This is a genomic window from Fibrella forsythiae, from assembly GCF_017353175.1.
GTDB classification, from domain to species: Bacteria; Bacteroidota; Bacteroidia; order Cytophagales; family Spirosomataceae; genus Fibrella; species Fibrella forsythiae.
This window is the reverse complement of sequence record NZ_JAFMYW010000004.1, coordinates 30,464-44,409: the sequence shown is the minus strand read 5'-3', so window position 1 is coordinate 44,409 and position 13,946 is coordinate 30,464. Positions and strand designations below refer to the sequence as shown.

15 protein-coding genes are annotated in these 13,946 nt (G+C 51.0%); 3 read left to right on the top strand and 12 right to left on the bottom strand.

Going from position 1 to position 13,946, the window contains the following annotated elements; all coding sequences use genetic code 11:
• Window positions 1-40 precede the first annotated feature (40 nt).
• The 4 genes from J2I46_RS14370 to J2I46_RS14355 all read right to left on the bottom strand — a co-directional run bounded on the left by J2I46_RS14370 (window position 41) and on the right by J2I46_RS14355 (window position 4,439).
• Entirely contained in the window at window positions 41-2,056 is a 2,016-nt protein-coding gene (locus tag J2I46_RS14370; RefSeq protein ID WP_207329743.1) for a beta-L-arabinofuranosidase domain-containing protein, read from the bottom strand.
• Between the two features lie 168 nt (window positions 2,057-2,224).
• Entirely contained in the window at window positions 2,225-3,499 is a 1,275-nt protein-coding gene (locus J2I46_RS14365) for a D-alanyl-D-alanine carboxypeptidase/D-alanyl-D-alanine-endopeptidase (RefSeq protein WP_207329742.1), read from the bottom strand.
• 190 nt (window positions 3,500-3,689) lie between these two features.
• A complete protein-coding gene (locus J2I46_RS14360) occupies window positions 3,690-4,172 on the bottom strand; it encodes a hypothetical protein (protein WP_207329741.1) in 483 nt (160 codons plus the stop codon).
• Window positions 4,173-4,205: 33 nt separating this feature from the next.
• Window positions 4,206-4,439, bottom strand: coding sequence for a hypothetical protein (locus J2I46_RS14355; RefSeq protein WP_207329740.1), 234 nt, complete (start codon window positions 4,437-4,439; stop codon window positions 4,206-4,208).
• A 196-nt stretch (window positions 4,440-4,635) separates the two neighbouring features.
• On the opposite strand from J2I46_RS14355, the gene J2I46_RS14350 reads away from it, so the two are divergent.
• Entirely contained in the window at window positions 4,636-6,921 is a 2,286-nt protein-coding gene (locus J2I46_RS14350; protein WP_207329739.1) for a S9 family peptidase, read from the top strand.
• A gap of 234 nt (window positions 6,922-7,155) precedes the next feature.
• Here the strand turns inward: J2I46_RS14350 and J2I46_RS14345 are convergent, their stop codons facing one another.
• From J2I46_RS14345 to J2I46_RS14330, 4 genes are all read right to left on the bottom strand, one after another.
• A complete protein-coding gene (locus J2I46_RS14345; RefSeq protein WP_207329738.1) occupies window positions 7,156-7,443 on the bottom strand; it encodes a hypothetical protein in 288 nt (95 codons plus the stop codon).
• Window positions 7,444-7,472: 29 nt separating this feature from the next.
• Window positions 7,473-7,745 carry a redox-active disulfide protein 2 gene (locus tag J2I46_RS14340; protein ID WP_207329737.1) on the bottom strand — a complete coding sequence of 91 codons (273 nt, stop codon included), beginning with the start codon at window positions 7,743-7,745 and terminating at the stop codon, window positions 7,473-7,475.
• Between the two features lie 43 nt (window positions 7,746-7,788).
• A complete protein-coding gene (locus J2I46_RS14335) occupies window positions 7,789-8,022 on the bottom strand; it encodes an FUSC family protein (RefSeq protein WP_229379765.1) in 234 nt (77 codons plus the stop codon).
• Between the two features lie 168 nt (window positions 8,023-8,190).
• Entirely contained in the window at window positions 8,191-8,475 is a 285-nt protein-coding gene (locus J2I46_RS14330) for a hypothetical protein (RefSeq protein ID WP_207329735.1), read from the bottom strand.
• 224 nt (window positions 8,476-8,699) lie between these two features.
• Between J2I46_RS14330 and J2I46_RS33190 the strand changes: the two genes are divergently transcribed.
• Window positions 8,700-9,044, top strand: a complete 345-nt coding sequence (locus tag J2I46_RS33190; protein ID WP_207329734.1) for an SPW repeat protein — start codon at window positions 8,700-8,702, stop codon at window positions 9,042-9,044.
• Here J2I46_RS33190 and J2I46_RS14320 read toward each other — a convergent pair.
• The 4 genes from J2I46_RS14320 to J2I46_RS14305 all read right to left on the bottom strand — a co-directional run bounded on the left by J2I46_RS14320 (window position 8,958) and on the right by J2I46_RS14305 (window position 11,901).
• Complete coding sequence (locus tag J2I46_RS14320) at window positions 8,958-9,353, bottom strand: RidA family protein (RefSeq protein WP_207329733.1); 396 nt, start codon at window positions 9,351-9,353, stop codon at window positions 8,958-8,960. The genes J2I46_RS33190 and J2I46_RS14320 overlap by 87 nt on opposite strands.
• A 612-nt stretch (window positions 9,354-9,965) precedes the next feature.
• Window positions 9,966-10,475 carry a DUF4365 domain-containing protein gene (locus J2I46_RS14315; RefSeq protein ID WP_207329732.1) on the bottom strand — a complete coding sequence of 170 codons (510 nt, stop codon included), beginning with the start codon at window positions 10,473-10,475 and terminating at the stop codon, window positions 9,966-9,968.
• 189 nt (window positions 10,476-10,664) lie between these two features.
• Window positions 10,665-10,961 (bottom strand): hypothetical protein, encoded by a 297-nt coding sequence (locus J2I46_RS14310; protein WP_207329731.1) that lies wholly within the window; start codon window positions 10,959-10,961, stop codon window positions 10,665-10,667.
• Window positions 10,948-11,901, bottom strand: coding sequence for a hypothetical protein (locus J2I46_RS14305; RefSeq protein ID WP_207329730.1), 954 nt, complete (start codon window positions 11,899-11,901; stop codon window positions 10,948-10,950). Before J2I46_RS14305 ends, J2I46_RS14310 begins: the two co-directional genes overlap by 14 nt.
• Window positions 11,902-12,189: 288 nt before the next feature.
• Between J2I46_RS14305 and J2I46_RS14300 the strand changes: the two genes are divergently transcribed.
• Window positions 12,190-13,941 carry a DUF885 family protein gene (locus J2I46_RS14300; RefSeq protein ID WP_207329729.1) on the top strand — a complete coding sequence of 584 codons (1,752 nt, stop codon included), beginning with the start codon at window positions 12,190-12,192 and terminating at the stop codon, window positions 13,939-13,941.
• Window positions 13,942-13,946: the final 5 nt, after the last annotated feature.

Below are 13,946 nucleotides of genomic sequence, written 5' to 3'. Positions count from 1 at the left end.
TTAAAACGGCTTTAACACCCGATTGTGCCAACAACTTTATTTAACGTACTACAGGAAAGGCCACTATACGGAGTTTAGAGCAACCATATGGAATTAGTGTGAGGGTCTCTTCTTTATCTGAAACCTCGCCTTTGTAGAACCCATCGCGGGCCGAAACAGGTTGATGTGCCACGCCGTTGGTTGCCTTCCAGCCCGGAATTTTGCGGCCTCTGGTAGTAATCACCACAGGGGCGTTCCCGGCGTTCCAGACAAAGCCTGCCGGGTTTTTCAGCGTAACTGTTGTGTTGGCCACCGGATCTTTTACGAGCGATTGTGGCAGACCGAAATTCCAGTCGCCTTTCGGTTTCAGCTCAACATACGTACCTTCTTCTTTCAGTTCGTGTGTTGAGGTAGCGGCCGGTACATGCAGCGCATACACCAGTGGCCCGCGCTCAACCGACCGTGAGTTTTTGGCCCAGTTGCTGGTGGTCACGGTCATGGGCAATTGCAGGGTCAGTATGTCGCCGGGTTGCCAGGTACGTTGGAGCGTTATGATCTGACCACCTTTGTCGGTTCGTAACGGTTTTCCATTGAGCAGCAGGCTAGCCAGCTTACACCAGCCCGGAATGCGCAGGTCGAGCGGGAACGCCACGGCCCTGGGTACGTCGATGGTGAACTGGATCTGGTCGGTGAAGGGGTAACCCGTTTCTTCACGGATGGTTACGGTTGAGCCGCCCGGCAGTTTGGTGGTCAGTGTATTGGGAGCGTAGGTCAGGGCGGCCAGTCCTGTTCCGGTGCTGTACCAGAGGTGGGTGCTGAATTTGGTCCAGCCCTGGTGCATGTTCACTGTGCAGCAGGTATAACCCGCATACGGCCCGAACACGTTGTTCATACCCCGGTCGAACGGCAGCGAGAAATCGAACACGCCCCGGCTCACTTCCACCTGATTGGCCACCTGGAAATACTGCCGGTTGTTGTAATCGTCGGTGGTTTGGGTGGGCATGGCGTTGAAGGTCATTCGCTCCAGCGCATCCATATAGGCCGGGTCACCGGTGATGCTGATGGCCTGTTCGAGCGAGAACATGGTTTCCACGATGGCGCATAGCTCAATGCCCTGCGTAGGATCGTTGCCATGCAGGTCTTCATCGCCCGAGAACATGCCGTGGGGCAGGCCGTGCAGGAGCATCAGGTCATTCCATCCCGTCTTCAGCGTTTGCAGGAGTTTTGGGTCACGATTTCCCAGATACTGAACGGCGGGCAGTTTCAGGCCCATGCCCACGTTCACGGCGTGGCGGTCCATCCAGGCGGTGCCGTTTTGCTGCGCCGCTGCCTGCATCACCCAGTTGCGTCCGCCAAAATACTGCGTCCAGGGGGTGGTTTGCTGGCTGATGAGCTTGCCCAGTTCGAGCAGAAAAGTCTCGCCGGTCTGATTATAAAGCCAATACACTGACATCAGATTATCGCCCCCCCGTGCCGTCGACCACTCCGACCATTTACCGAGCGGGCAGGTTTTCAGGTTGTCGTACTGGTAGCGCAGGTACTTTGTCATGAACGGAATAACGCGTTTGTCGCCGGTCGCCTGGTAGTGCTGCTGCATCACTTTCAGCATCACCATCCGTGGCCACCAGTCTTCGCCCTGATCGCAGGCAGTCATGGGTTTTCCGTCGCGTTCGGTCTTTGTAACTGGCCCAAAATAACCTGACTTTCGTTGCGAGCTGATCGACCAGTCGATGTAACGTTGTACCTTGTCTGTCAGTGGTTTATCGTCGATCAGGTGCGCCAGTGGAACAGCCCCGTCGAGCCAGTAGGGCGTTTCTTCCCAGCCGTCGCCTTTGCCACCGAGCCAGCCGTTGTCATTCTTTAGTTTCCAGTAATATTCGTCCAGATGTCCGGTTGTTCCGTCGCGCATGACCTCGAGCTGGGTACGTAGCCAGCCCTGCGGTTTAATGGCACCGAGCGGCAACTCAACATACCTGAGCGGAGCGAGCGGTGGCCGTGCCGAAGCGGTTTTGACGGCCTGTGCATTCAGCGTGCCAGCAAGGAGAACGGCGAGAACGGCAAAAGAGAGGGCACGCATAAGGTGTGTGGTGGGTAGGTAATGCTGCTTCACATTGTTGGTCGTTGGCGCGCTATGAGTTGCTTAGCGCTGTAAGCCCTTCGACTAGGTACGTCTGATTCAACAAAGACGCAACTTTATCAGATTATACTTTTATCATACTTACTCAGGTAACCTATCTGTTGACGCTCAGAATTGCCCGTGAATACTCATTAACAAATCGCCCGTCCGGCGGCGCATCTCGCCCACCGGCTGCGTGAAGTTATTGTGCATGATACTGAAATACAGTAGTTTGCCGCGCTGAGTCAGTAAATAACCGCTCAGATTGTAAACGCCCGTCATTGACCCTGACTTGGCAAATACATACGGTTTGTTGCCCGACCTGATCGAACGCAACGTACCTGACTGGCCAGCGGCGGGCAACAGCGTAAAGAGACGTTCCTGCGGCACAAGTGCTTTGATCTTCTTAAGCAGTCCGATCAATACGTTGGGTGTGAACGCATTGTAGCGCGACAGTCCCGACCCGTCAACCCATCGGGCGCTGTTGGCCGGAATGTGCAGGCTATCGGCCACGCGGCGCAATTCCACCAACGGGGCAAGCTGGGTCGGGCTTCGTTCGGCCGAGGCCATGAACAGCACCTGCTCGGCAAACTGATTGTCGCTTACGTGCAGCATCCGCTTGTAGAGCGAATCGGTCGGGTAGCCGCGCACCAGTCTGGCGTCGGCGGGAACGGGCATCTGCACCACCCCAACCGACCGGTGAAGCGTATCGGCCAGCAATTGAGCGGCGAGGATTGGCGACCAGCGAAACGGCACGTCCTGACGGATGGCCTTCCCGGTGGCAGGTCGTGTAAACTGGTTAGTGAACTCGTTCCGGCGAACGTTACTTCCTATGCCCGCCACCCGAACGCTATCGGCGAACCGGCGGGGGGTTAGTGCATACGATGGTGCCGTAGTGAACCGAGCTACATTGCCGAACAGAGGCAGCGAGGCTAATTCGGGTGAATAGTCGTCGTTATAATCATCCCAGGCCCAGCCCGCACCAAATCGGGGACCGCTGTAGTTTGCCGGGGAGAAAAAGAGTTGTTCCGGCCGCTTACGCAGAAAAGCCAGCAGCGTGGTGTCGGGCAGATCGGGGTGCAGCGCCAGCGGATTGCCCGTACCCCAGAAGATCAACGAATCGGCCTGATCGACGCCTTTTCTGATAACGTACCTGAAAGCCGGTAGCGAGTCGTGCAGCGTGAGCAGGCCCGCATAAAAACTGAATAGTTTCGTGTTCGAGGCTGGCGTAAAGGGTTTGTCGGCATTGTGCGCAATCAGCGTCTTTTGCCCGTCAGGATCGTAGAGCACTACGCCTGTAAAATGATCGGTATAAAGGATATTCGTCTGTAAATCGCGGCTGATCCGCCGGGATGGGGAGCAACCAACAACGACCAGTAATACCAGCCATAGATATATTTTCATAGCAATTGATAGTCCAGCGTCATTGCCCCGGCGTAAAAAGCCCAAAGCTATGCACCGATTTCGGTAATCGATTGCGCTGGTGGAAGGAGAATTCAGGTACGTTGCTAATGAAAGAAAGTTGCTGACGCGTGATGCTTCAGCAACTCATCATTAAGAAGCTAGTCTATGGCGTCGCAACGGCGCATGGCTCTTAAGCCGGCACGTTCAGGTGTTGATTCACGGCGGCCAGCAACTCCTCAGGCCTTTGAGTACCAATCAATAACCGACTTCCATCTGTCTTCTGCACGAGAAGACCAACGTTTCCTTTCGCATTGTAGACGGTTCCATACTCGGCGGTAAACCGAACGCCGTAGCCAACAAAACCATAGTTGATAATCTGAACATATTTGACCTCATGCCACTTAACCGACGTGCTCCATATAGGGAAATACCGTAGCCGAATTCCCTCCGCGGTTACGTCAGTGGTTAGGGAAAAGGCCAGCACAAAAATTACAATTGAAGCGGGAAACAAGGCTATGAACAACAACTCTGTATTGGTAGCGGGTTTATCGCCGATGGGATGCCCAAAACCAATTTGCTCGACAAGCACCCATGTGCCACCCCCCAAAGAAATAACCAGCAGCAGTAGAAGCCACCGGTAGTTCATCCGTTGTGTTTCTTTATACGAGCTCATAGCAGGTTAGGTACGTTGTCTGGCTATACGCAGTCAATCGGTAACCCGGTCCGTCTGCCAGTTTGAGAAAGCCACCACGAAGAGGGCAATCAACACACCCGCGCCTGGAATGAACGCCAGTAGGCTCAACCACGGATTCTGGCCCGATTTTTTGAAGATTACCCAAAGCGGCACGATGGGCAGTAGGGGCATAAGCAGGAAAGCGATAAAGATTAGGAGCAATTCCTGACCGCCAAGGCCCATGATCGCTAATACGGTGTGGTGCATAGTGAAGAGAATAATCGTCCTATTGACCGTCAATCTACCAAGAAAGGTGATACGTGTGTAAAAGGATTTGACTAAAGGTTGCTTTCGCGCTACAGCGAGAAGCATCACGCGAAAGCAATACGCAATAGCGCGAAAGCAATTCCCTAATGCATGATACCCCGTTCATGCTATATTCGCACACCAATCGTCTACCATCATGCAATCGACAAAACAGGGCTTTCTGCTGCTGATTAGCGTACTACTGACTATTTCCGGCAACGTGTTGGCGCAGGGTAAGCTGGCCGACTACCAACGGGCTGAAGCGCTGAAAACGAAGCTGAAAGATAAGGTCTACAACGCCCCCCAACAGATCAACTGGACCAAGAACGGAAGTCGCTGCTGGTACGTCATTCAGACGGCGCGGGGCAAAGAGTTTGTGGTCGTCGACCCGAAGCAGAAAACGCGGCAACTGGCGTTCGATCAGGAGCAACTGGCCCAGAAACTGGCAGCGGCCACGGGAAAGAAGATTGAGCCGTTCAACCTGCCGTTTACTACGCTGAACTTCGGCAAAGACGATGAGGCGGTGGAATTCGTGGCCGAAGGCTTCACCTGGCAATATGGGCCGGGTGCGATGGCGTTCAGTAAGAAAGGACCGTTCCGCGCCGAACCCACCGACCGGCGGTACTGGGGCGCCAACAGCAGCGAACTCAGCGACCGGGCCGTTCCTTCGCCCGACAGTAGCCAGACGGCCTACATCAAAAACTACAACCTTTACGTTCGGTCGGAAAAGACGAAGCAGGAACGCCAACTGAGCTTCGACGGTTCGGAAGGCGACTACTACGCCAGCACCATTCAATGGTCGCCCGACTCGAAAAAGATCGCCACCAACAAGATCAGGCCCAACGTGAAGCACCTGATCTACTTCGTCCGCTCGTCGCCCGACGATCAACTACAGCCGAAGCTGGAAAACCGGGAATATTTGAAACCGGGCGATGCCTTGCCCGTTCGACGGCCGCAGTTGTTTCTGGTCGACGAGGGTAAACAGATTCCGGTCGACGATGCCCTGTTCAACCAGCAGTTCAGCCTGTCGCGGCTGGAGTGGCGTAAAGACAGCCGCGCGTTCACGTTCGAATACAACCAGCGCGGGCATCAGGTGTACCGCGTGCTCGAGGTCAGCGCTGCCACCGGGGCCGTTCGGCCGCTGGTGGAGGAACGCAGCAACACCTTTATCGACTACAGCGGCAAACGCTACCGCTTCGATCTGGCCGACGGGAAAGAGATGGTCTGGGCCTCGGAACGCGATGGCTGGAATCACCTGTACCTGATCGATGGCGCGACGGGGAAGGTGAAAAAGCAGCTCACCAAAGGCGAATGGGTGGTGCGCAACGTGGTGACCGTCGACACCGCAAGCCGGACTATCCTCTTTGCGGCCAGCGGCAAAACGCCAGGACAGGACCCGTATTTCACGCAGTATTACCGGGTGAACCTCGACGGCACGAACCTGACGGCCCTGACCACCGAAGACGCCAACCACGTGGCCACCTTTGCGCCCGACTTCAAAACCTTCGTCGATTCGTATTCGCGGGTGGATATGCCGCCGGTGACGGTGCTGCGTAGTGCAACCGACGGATCGGTGCTGGTGAATCTGGAAAAGGCCGACATCTCGGAATGGCAGAAAGCGGGCTGGCAAACGCCCGACGTGTTCACCGCCAAAGCCCGCGACGGCAAAACCGACATCTGGGGCATCATTGTGCGCCCCACGAATTTTGACCCGACGAAGACGTACCCGGTCATCGAAAACATCTACGCCGGGCCGCACGGCTCATTTACGCCCAAATCGTTCATGGCCACCAACCGGTCGATGCACGAGCTGGCCGAACTTGGCTTCATTGTGGTGCAGCTCGACGGTATGGGTACGTCGAACCGGTCGAAGGCGTTTCAGGATGTGTGCTGGAAAAACCTCAAAGACGCGGGCTTCCCTGACCGGATTCTCTGGATGCAGGCGGCGGCGAAGAAATACCCGTTTATGGACCTGAGCCGGGTGGGTATTTACGGCACCTCGGCGGGCGGACAAAGCGCGGCGGGGGCCTTGCTGTTCCACCCCGAGTTCTACAAAGTGGCCGTGTCGTCGTGCGGGTGCCACGATAACCGCATGGACAAAATCTGGTGGAACGAGCAGTGGATGGGGTACCCTGTTGGACCGCAGTACGCCGAGTGTTCCAACGTGGTGAATGCCCACAAACTACAGGGTAACCTGCTGCTGATGGTAGGCGAAGTAGACGATAACGTTGATCCCGCCTCGACCATGCAGGTAGCCGACGCACTGATCAAGGCCAACAAAAACTTCGATCTGGTGGTACTACCGGGTCTAAGCCACACGTCTGGCGGGGACTTCGGCGAACGCAAACGCCGCGACTTCTTCGTCAAGCATCTCCTCAACACCGACCCACCCGCCTGGACAGCAACTACGTCAGGTACAGGTGCGGTTGGTATGGGGAAGTAAGGTCAGCTATCATTCTATTGCTGACGCGAGGCCCTTCGACGGGTTGGGATGGTTTTCTCCTAAAGATTGCTTCGCGCGTCGTGCCCTTCGACTAGGCGTCCCCGACAGGCTCAGGGTGACACTCCCACTCAAGGCCATCATTCACCTGCTGGATGTGTCTTGTCACCCTGAGCCTGTCGGGGACGCCTAGTCGAAGGGCACGACGCGCGAAGCAATTTTTAGCAGAAAGCCCCGTTACGATCTGGCGCTGATTTCAGCCCTAACGATCGTCAATGTTTTAGCCATTCCGATAGCTACGCTACCCAATGACACTAGCCCAGGGCCGCAGTAAAGCACCGGATTAAAGGGCCCTGAATTGGTAAACGAAAAATCCTGCCTGATCCAGAAAACGATTGTTACGATCAACAAAAGGATCAGAAGGCTGCTTACCACCCGTACACCCATTTTTTGTGAGTGTTCCTGCTTTTTGAGCTCATCTAAACTGAACTCCGAGAAGTCTTGAATAATGAAACGATTATTCATTTATGAAAGGGATTAGAGTGCAAAAAAAGCTAGAGTTTTAATCCACTGCTCTCTCTGGAATTAAGCTCCTTTTGTATCTCTTTCATATTACTCCAGTTCATAACGACTATAGGTATCATGGCGAAAGGAATGATGCCCAACGACATACTTACAGTACCGAATCCTTTCTTGATTGTTAAGAGAATAACCATAACAAGCAGTGCTGTAAGGCTGCCAATAAGGGCACCTATTGCAATTTTGCTGAGTTTTTGTTGTTCGAGTAATTTTTCAGTACTCATCTCATTGAATTTTGTGCTTGCCATCTGACTGAATGTGAGTTATGTGGAAAATGTATGTACAGCGACGTTACTTACTATCGGTATCTCTACGGCTTAGTTCGTCCTGGATCGCTTTCTGTTTTTTTGTATAGGTGGAGCCGATTAAATAAGGGAGAAATAGCAAAGCCACAGTACCGGCAAAACCCCCTTTGTGTGTAGCCGACCAAACAGCAAAGCCAACGAAAAGACCAGCCAATAGCGCCAATGGAATCTTCTGTGAGTTTAATTTTTTTTCTTCTGACGCTAATTCATCAAGCGTCATTGTCGTGTAGTCCTTAGTTGAAAACATAGTTGTGTTTAAGCCAGGAAAGGGTTGAACCAGCGGGTATGGTACGTTACTGATAAGCAAGGTATAACGTCGACCGAAATTCGCCCCAACTAATACGCCGGGCGAAAAACTGCCTGGGTTCGCGCGACGCGGGAGTAGTCGCTACTTATTGGCTTCTCGCATGATGATCTCGGCCTTGATCTTTTTCAATAAATACGAGCATATAAGTAAGGAAGCGCCAAAGCCACCCATCGAGAAGAGGTTGCCGCCTGCCAGCTCGCTTACCGAATCGACTTTGTGTGAAACCAGGCGGAAAATGGCGTACCCGATGTTGGCCACGATGAAGAAGGCCGCCACGTAGGTAATCGCTTGCAGAAGCTGGCCCTGTTTTTTAAGATCGTCGGTGCTTACGTCCGACAAGGGCTTATCAGAGAAAAGGTTACGCATAGGTATAAAGGAATAGGTGGTTGGAAGGGCTAACCCTGTTGGAAGAATAAGCAGTTACTATTATGCATACTAATGTAAACAATTTGGCAATTGCAAGTATGACTGACTGGCACCTCGTTGCTTAATTCTCTGCTTCTTTTTCCGGTGTAAACAGGAGGCGGGCAGGTTAAGGGCAAAAACGATCTGTTGGCCACCCGGCAATCACTCGAAACGTAGCCAACGGTGTGGCGCTTATTCCAATAAAAGTGCACGGCCTGCTTGATTACACCACGGGAGCCTTGTTTCTGGCGTCTCCCTGGTTGCTCCATTTTTCGGACAGTAAGGCCGCTACATCAGTGGCCGTCGGTGCAGGTGCTGCCGTGCTGGGGCTGTCAGCTTTTGCCAATTACGAAGCGGGTGTATCCCGGAAGGGTCCGATGCAGACGTACCTGACCAGCCTGCGCCAGATAGCGATACTGGTGGTGAATAGGCTTCCGGCCTCGTCAGTAGCTTTGTGTACGCGCTACCGTAGCAATCGCCTCGATGGAGAGCTGAAACTCCTTCCTGGGCAGATCCACAACCGGCGTTGACCGGGCGGGTGGATTGGTGGGAAAGTATTCGGCGTATAACCTGTTGAGGCAGTCAAAATTGGCGGCATCGACCAGCCAAACGGTTGTTTTAACAACCCGGTCCAATCCCGAATCAGCGGCGGTCAGTACGGCTGACAGGTTCGCAAACGCCTGCCTTGCCTGCGTCTCGAAATCAGGCGATATAAAACCGGTTTCAAAATCAACGCCCGCCTGCCCGGCCACAAACACCAGGTTGCCCACAGTCACCGCCTGCGAGTACGACATAGCAGGATGAGGAATAGTCGTCGATGGTAAGGCAACTGGCTTCATGGTGTTTGGGTCGAACACAAACGTACCTACACCGCAGTTGACTATCGCCAATCAATTGTGTGAACGTACCTAGATACTAGCCACACGTCTGGCGGGGATTTCGGCGAACGCAAACGCCGCGACTTCTTCGTCAAACACCTCCTCAACACCGACCCGCCCGCCTAGTTAGCTACTGCATTAGGTACAGGAGCGGTTGGGACAGGGAAGTAGATACGTTCTTGAAATGTTCAATTCATGCAAAAACTAAGGGCATAGGCTTCTGAAAACTTACCTAAGCCTTTATCTATACACCTTATTAAGCTGCTTACGCCACTTGCCAGAAAGGCTTACGTTGAAAAGAGGTAGTACAATTTAACCACCCCAATCAGTCTTTGGAGGTCATTAAATTATAGAATTGCTCCTCTGTTAATATGCCTTTTTCAGTTATATTTTTTCTAATAGTCTTTAGGAAATAATCTGCTACAATATCTTTTTGGTTCGAGATAGGCAGCACAATATTCGAATTAAATGTATCATTAAATAAAATCAAATGTGAACCAACCATTTTAGCTTCAACATAATTAATCTTATGAAGCTTTTTGATTAGATTTTTGTATGTGATTTTTATTCTCATTAAATGCTATGGATAACGTTTTTTACTTGGTTATAAAGCTTCTCCTTAAATTTTTTGAACTTGTCCATTGTGCTGTTTTTAATTTTATTGCTCACTGGTATATTAACATTATACGTTTTTCCAATATTGAGCAAAGTGAAATTTTTAATAGAATTAAAATAAGCTTGAACATAAAGCCAATATCCTTTCTTATTTTGAGCGTCATAAACAACTAAGATAACTGGATAGAATTCTTTAAGCCACAAAGTCAAGTCTCGTTTATCAACTGGAAATGAAATTGCTGTTTGGTTGTTTATTAAGTTGATGCTATCTGTAGCTTTCAATTGAACTAAGATGAAACCGTTCTCAATTTCTCCATTTTTGTCATAGGTTGACATTATAATATCATAACCGTAATCACTAGCAGTACTTTCAGTAGAAAAGCCTTTTAATAAAGCAAATCTTTCGAAGTGATTTTCACTAATATCTGCTATAATATGCTCTCGCGTCCTAGTTTTGCGGTTTGGCACTTTTAGGTCAAATTTTATAAGTACATGCAAAAACTTTAAAGGCTAATCCTAAGAATTATATTACCTCTCAGCCAAAAAATCGGATCAAGTGGCCAATGTCCAAAATACTGATAGTGAGAAGATAACTGCTTGATTATACTAGGTACGCTATACACGAACTTGCCTATGACCGCATACATAGGTGGAGTATTAATCATTAGCGTCTAATAATCCCTGCTCTCGAAGTTTGATTGTGTATTCATCCAAAGACAATGGACAGTTAGCCAAATCCATAAAATCAGTTTTGTCCAATTTACATTGTCTTTTCATTTGCCCTATGAGAAAATCGCTTAACTCCTTTTCCCCGTGACTGATCTTCGTATATAGAACTACCTTTCCCTTATGGCGGAACTCCAAATATTTATGGTCATCACTTCGACTAAGAGCGTCTTCAAATCCCTTCTTCTTCAAATTTCTATAAGTTTGTTTTGCATCAAGCGTGGGCATGGGCATCAACCTGTTTAATCAAGGCGTTTAATATTATTTTGATAGATTGAAGCCGCTGAGTCAATTCCTTGTTAGGAAGTTCATTGTAACGATTGTATATAAACTCAAACTCTTCTGCAAAACTCTCTTGTGCCTCTTCGACTGATAATCCTGTGCCGACCAAATCGAGTAGTTCACACGTTAGTACGAAATAGTCTTCTTCTTTTTCAAGTAGACAACGAAGAGGGCTAATTAATCTATAAGTATGCGTAGATGATATAATCTGATCTGGAGCAAGTGATAGAGCCGCTTGCTTATCCGAGTATTCTTCTACAGTTTTTGTTTTAATTTTTGCCCCACCACGGTAAGTCGTAACTACCCTTCGCAAACTAATTTCTTCGACTGTTTCTAAGGCTCTGCTTTCAATAACCGTCGTAATTAAACGGTCACGAACTTCTTTCGCAAAAGGCCGAATTCGGTAAAGCGTGGTGATATTATCTTTACCCTTCTTATTATTTAAATCAACGACACTTACTGGTGAGTTACCGAAGCTGTTAACGAAGCTGTACAACCCTTCGACAACTTCATTTCGACGATATGCGTCTGGATAAAGTTCTCTAACCTTAGTAAAGTCGCCTTTGCTAGAAGCTTCAACAATTTCATCAAACTTTTGTCTGACTAATAATCGTTGATTGTCAATATCAGCATCTAGTGTAAGACGTCGACGAGGAGTAAAAACAAATTGCGGTACTGCGCTACCTTTTTGAAAGCCAGTTAATTCTAACTTAAAATTATTGAGGTCTAAGGTTGAACTATTTGAGACATTGACTTTAGCCAGTGTTTGCAAGAAGTTTTGGAGATTTTTGGCAATTTCAATAAGGTACTCAACAGGTAGAGAATTGTATTTGCCAACCTCTCCACCAATTTGCAGATTAAATATATCTATAGGCTGCTCTGGCATAAAGGATTAACAATTTAGGCGAGTGATTTGTCGCTAAAAGTACAAAAATTAGGCCAGCTACTTATGTAAAGCTCCTTACTCGCTCGTAGGTTAGGCGTTTATTGTTACTTTATCTATCAAACGTACCTAGTACTATCAACAAGCTGCCGAATTACTATTCAGTTTAGGCAAATATGAATTGTTGCTGTAAAGGCAGTATGTTGCAGCAGAGAACCGTATGGCTACCAAGCGTTGTATTTGCAGTTGAATTTACGGCCCATATACTTCATTGATCACTTATACATTCCTATGTCTACTGTTTACAGAATACTGCTTGTTTGTCTGCTGACTTTGTCGGCTAGCTTTTGCGTCTACGCCCAGCCTGCGCCGATTAATGAGTTGTACCGGCAAACCAGCGAGGTGCATCATCTGATGACGCAGTACAACGCCGACCGGGGGAGCCTGAACCGGTTTTACGTCATTGCCAACTCGCCCGAACGGCGCGAACGGCTGCAACGCCACACCACCGAAACGCTCCAGCAGCTTCAGAAACTGGATTTCGATCGGCTGCCGGTCGATAGTCAGGTCGATTACCTGCTGTTTCGGCGGAGCCTGGAGGTCGACCTGCGGGAGTTGCAGACTGAAGCAGCCGAGGTCGCTAAAACGCAAGCATGGTTCCCCTTCGCCGAGCCCATCTACGCGCTCGAAAAAGTCAGGCGGCGGGGGGCGTCGATGAACGGCGAGGTGGTGGCCACCGACTTTTCGCGGCTTAGTCGCGAGGTGGCGCAGGCGTTGAAGACCATCCAGGCAACCGAGAAAGTTGATCCGGTGCTGGCGCAGCGGGCCGAAGACACGGCCAACGGGCTGAAATCGGCCCTGAAAAGCGTGTTCGAGTTCTATAACGACTACGACCCACTCTTCACCTGGTGGGTGCCCGAACCCTACCGCAAACTGGACGCCCAACTGACTGAGTACGCCGCCTTTTTCGGCAAAAAAGCGAAAGCCGCCCAGCCCGCCGTAGACGAAAGCGGCATTGCGGGCACGGCCGTCGGGCGCGATGAACTGGTGCGGCAGCTTCAGTTCGAGATGATCGCCTACACGCCCGAAGAACTGATCGATATTGCCAATCGTGAGTTTGCCTGGTGCGACCGTGAATTGCTGAAAGCCTCGCGCGAGATGGGTTTCGGCGATAACTGGAAAGCGGCGCAGGAGAAAGTGAAGAACAGCACGGTGCCCGTGGGCAAGCAGCCCGAACTGATTCTCCGCCTCTACAACGAGTCGGTGGCATTCCTGAAAGCGAAAGACCTGATCACCATTCCACCCATTGCCGAAGAAACCTGGCGCATGACCATGATGTCGGCCGAGCGGCAGAAGATGAGCCCGTTCTTTCTGGGTGGCGAAACCATTCTGATTTCGTACCCCACGTCGGGCATGTCGCAGGAAGACAAGCTGATGAGCATGCGGGGCAACAATCCGCATTTCTCGCGGGCAACGGTGCACCACGAACTCATTGCCGGGCACCATTTGCAGGGGTTCATGAACAACCGCTACAAAACGTACCGCCGCTTCCGCACGCCCTTCTGGATCGAAGGCTGGTCGCTCTACTGGGAGATGATCCTGTGGGATATGAACTTCCCGCAGTCGCCGGAAGACAAGATCGGGATGCTGTTCTGGCGGATGCACCGCTGCGCCCGCATCATTTTCTCGCTCAACTACCACCTCGGCAAGTGGAAGCCCCAGCAATGCATCGACTTCCTGGTCGACCGCGTCGGGCACGAGCGGGCCAACGCCGAGGGCGAGGTACGTCGGTCGTTTGTAGGTGGCTACGAACCGCTCTATCAACTGGCCTACATGACGGGTGGTTTCCAGTTCTACGCCCTGAAAAAAGAGCTGGTCGACAGTGGAAAGATGACCTACAAGCAGTTCCACGATACCATCATGCAGGAAAACGCCATGCCCGTCGATATGGTCCGCGCTATCCTGACCAACCAGAAACTCACCCGCGATTACAAACCCACCTGGCGGTTTTACGCGCCGTTAACGGCAGCGGCTGGGAAGTAGCCGGG

Coding starts and splice junctions, on each gene's coding strand:
- J2I46_RS14370 (WP_207329743.1), bottom strand. CDS start 2,056: ATGCGTGCCCTCTCTTTTGCCGTTCTCGCCGTTCTCCTTGCTGGCACG.
- J2I46_RS14365 (WP_207329742.1), bottom strand. CDS start 3,499: ATGAAAATATATCTATGGCTGGTATTACTGGTCGTTGTTGGTTGCTCC.
- J2I46_RS14360 (WP_207329741.1), bottom strand. CDS start 4,172: ATGAGCTCGTATAAAGAAACACAACGGATGAACTACCGGTGGCTTCTA.
- J2I46_RS14355 (WP_207329740.1), bottom strand. CDS start 4,439: ATGCACCACACCGTATTAGCGATCATGGGCCTTGGCGGTCAGGAATTG.
- J2I46_RS14350 (WP_207329739.1), top strand. CDS start 4,636: ATGCAATCGACAAAACAGGGCTTTCTGCTGCTGATTAGCGTACTACTG.
- J2I46_RS14345 (WP_207329738.1), bottom strand. CDS start 7,443: ATGAATAATCGTTTCATTATTCAAGACTTCTCGGAGTTCAGTTTAGAT.
- J2I46_RS14340 (WP_207329737.1), bottom strand. CDS start 7,745: ATGGCAAGCACAAAATTCAATGAGATGAGTACTGAAAAATTACTCGAA.
- J2I46_RS14335 (WP_229379765.1), bottom strand. CDS start 8,022: ATGACGCTTGATGAATTAGCGTCAGAAGAAAAAAAATTAAACTCACAG.
- J2I46_RS14330 (WP_207329735.1), bottom strand. CDS start 8,475: ATGCGTAACCTTTTCTCTGATAAGCCCTTGTCGGACGTAAGCACCGAC.
- J2I46_RS14320 (WP_207329733.1), bottom strand. CDS start 9,353: ATGAAGCCAGTTGCCTTACCATCGACGACTATTCCTCATCCTGCTATG.
- J2I46_RS14310 (WP_207329731.1), bottom strand. CDS start 10,961: ATGCCCACGCTTGATGCAAAACAAACTTATAGAAATTTGAAGAAGAAG.
- J2I46_RS14305 (WP_207329730.1), bottom strand. CDS start 11,901: ATGCCAGAGCAGCCTATAGATATATTTAATCTGCAAATTGGTGGAGAG.
- J2I46_RS14300 (WP_207329729.1), top strand. CDS start 12,190: ATGTCTACTGTTTACAGAATACTGCTTGTTTGTCTGCTGACTTTGTCG.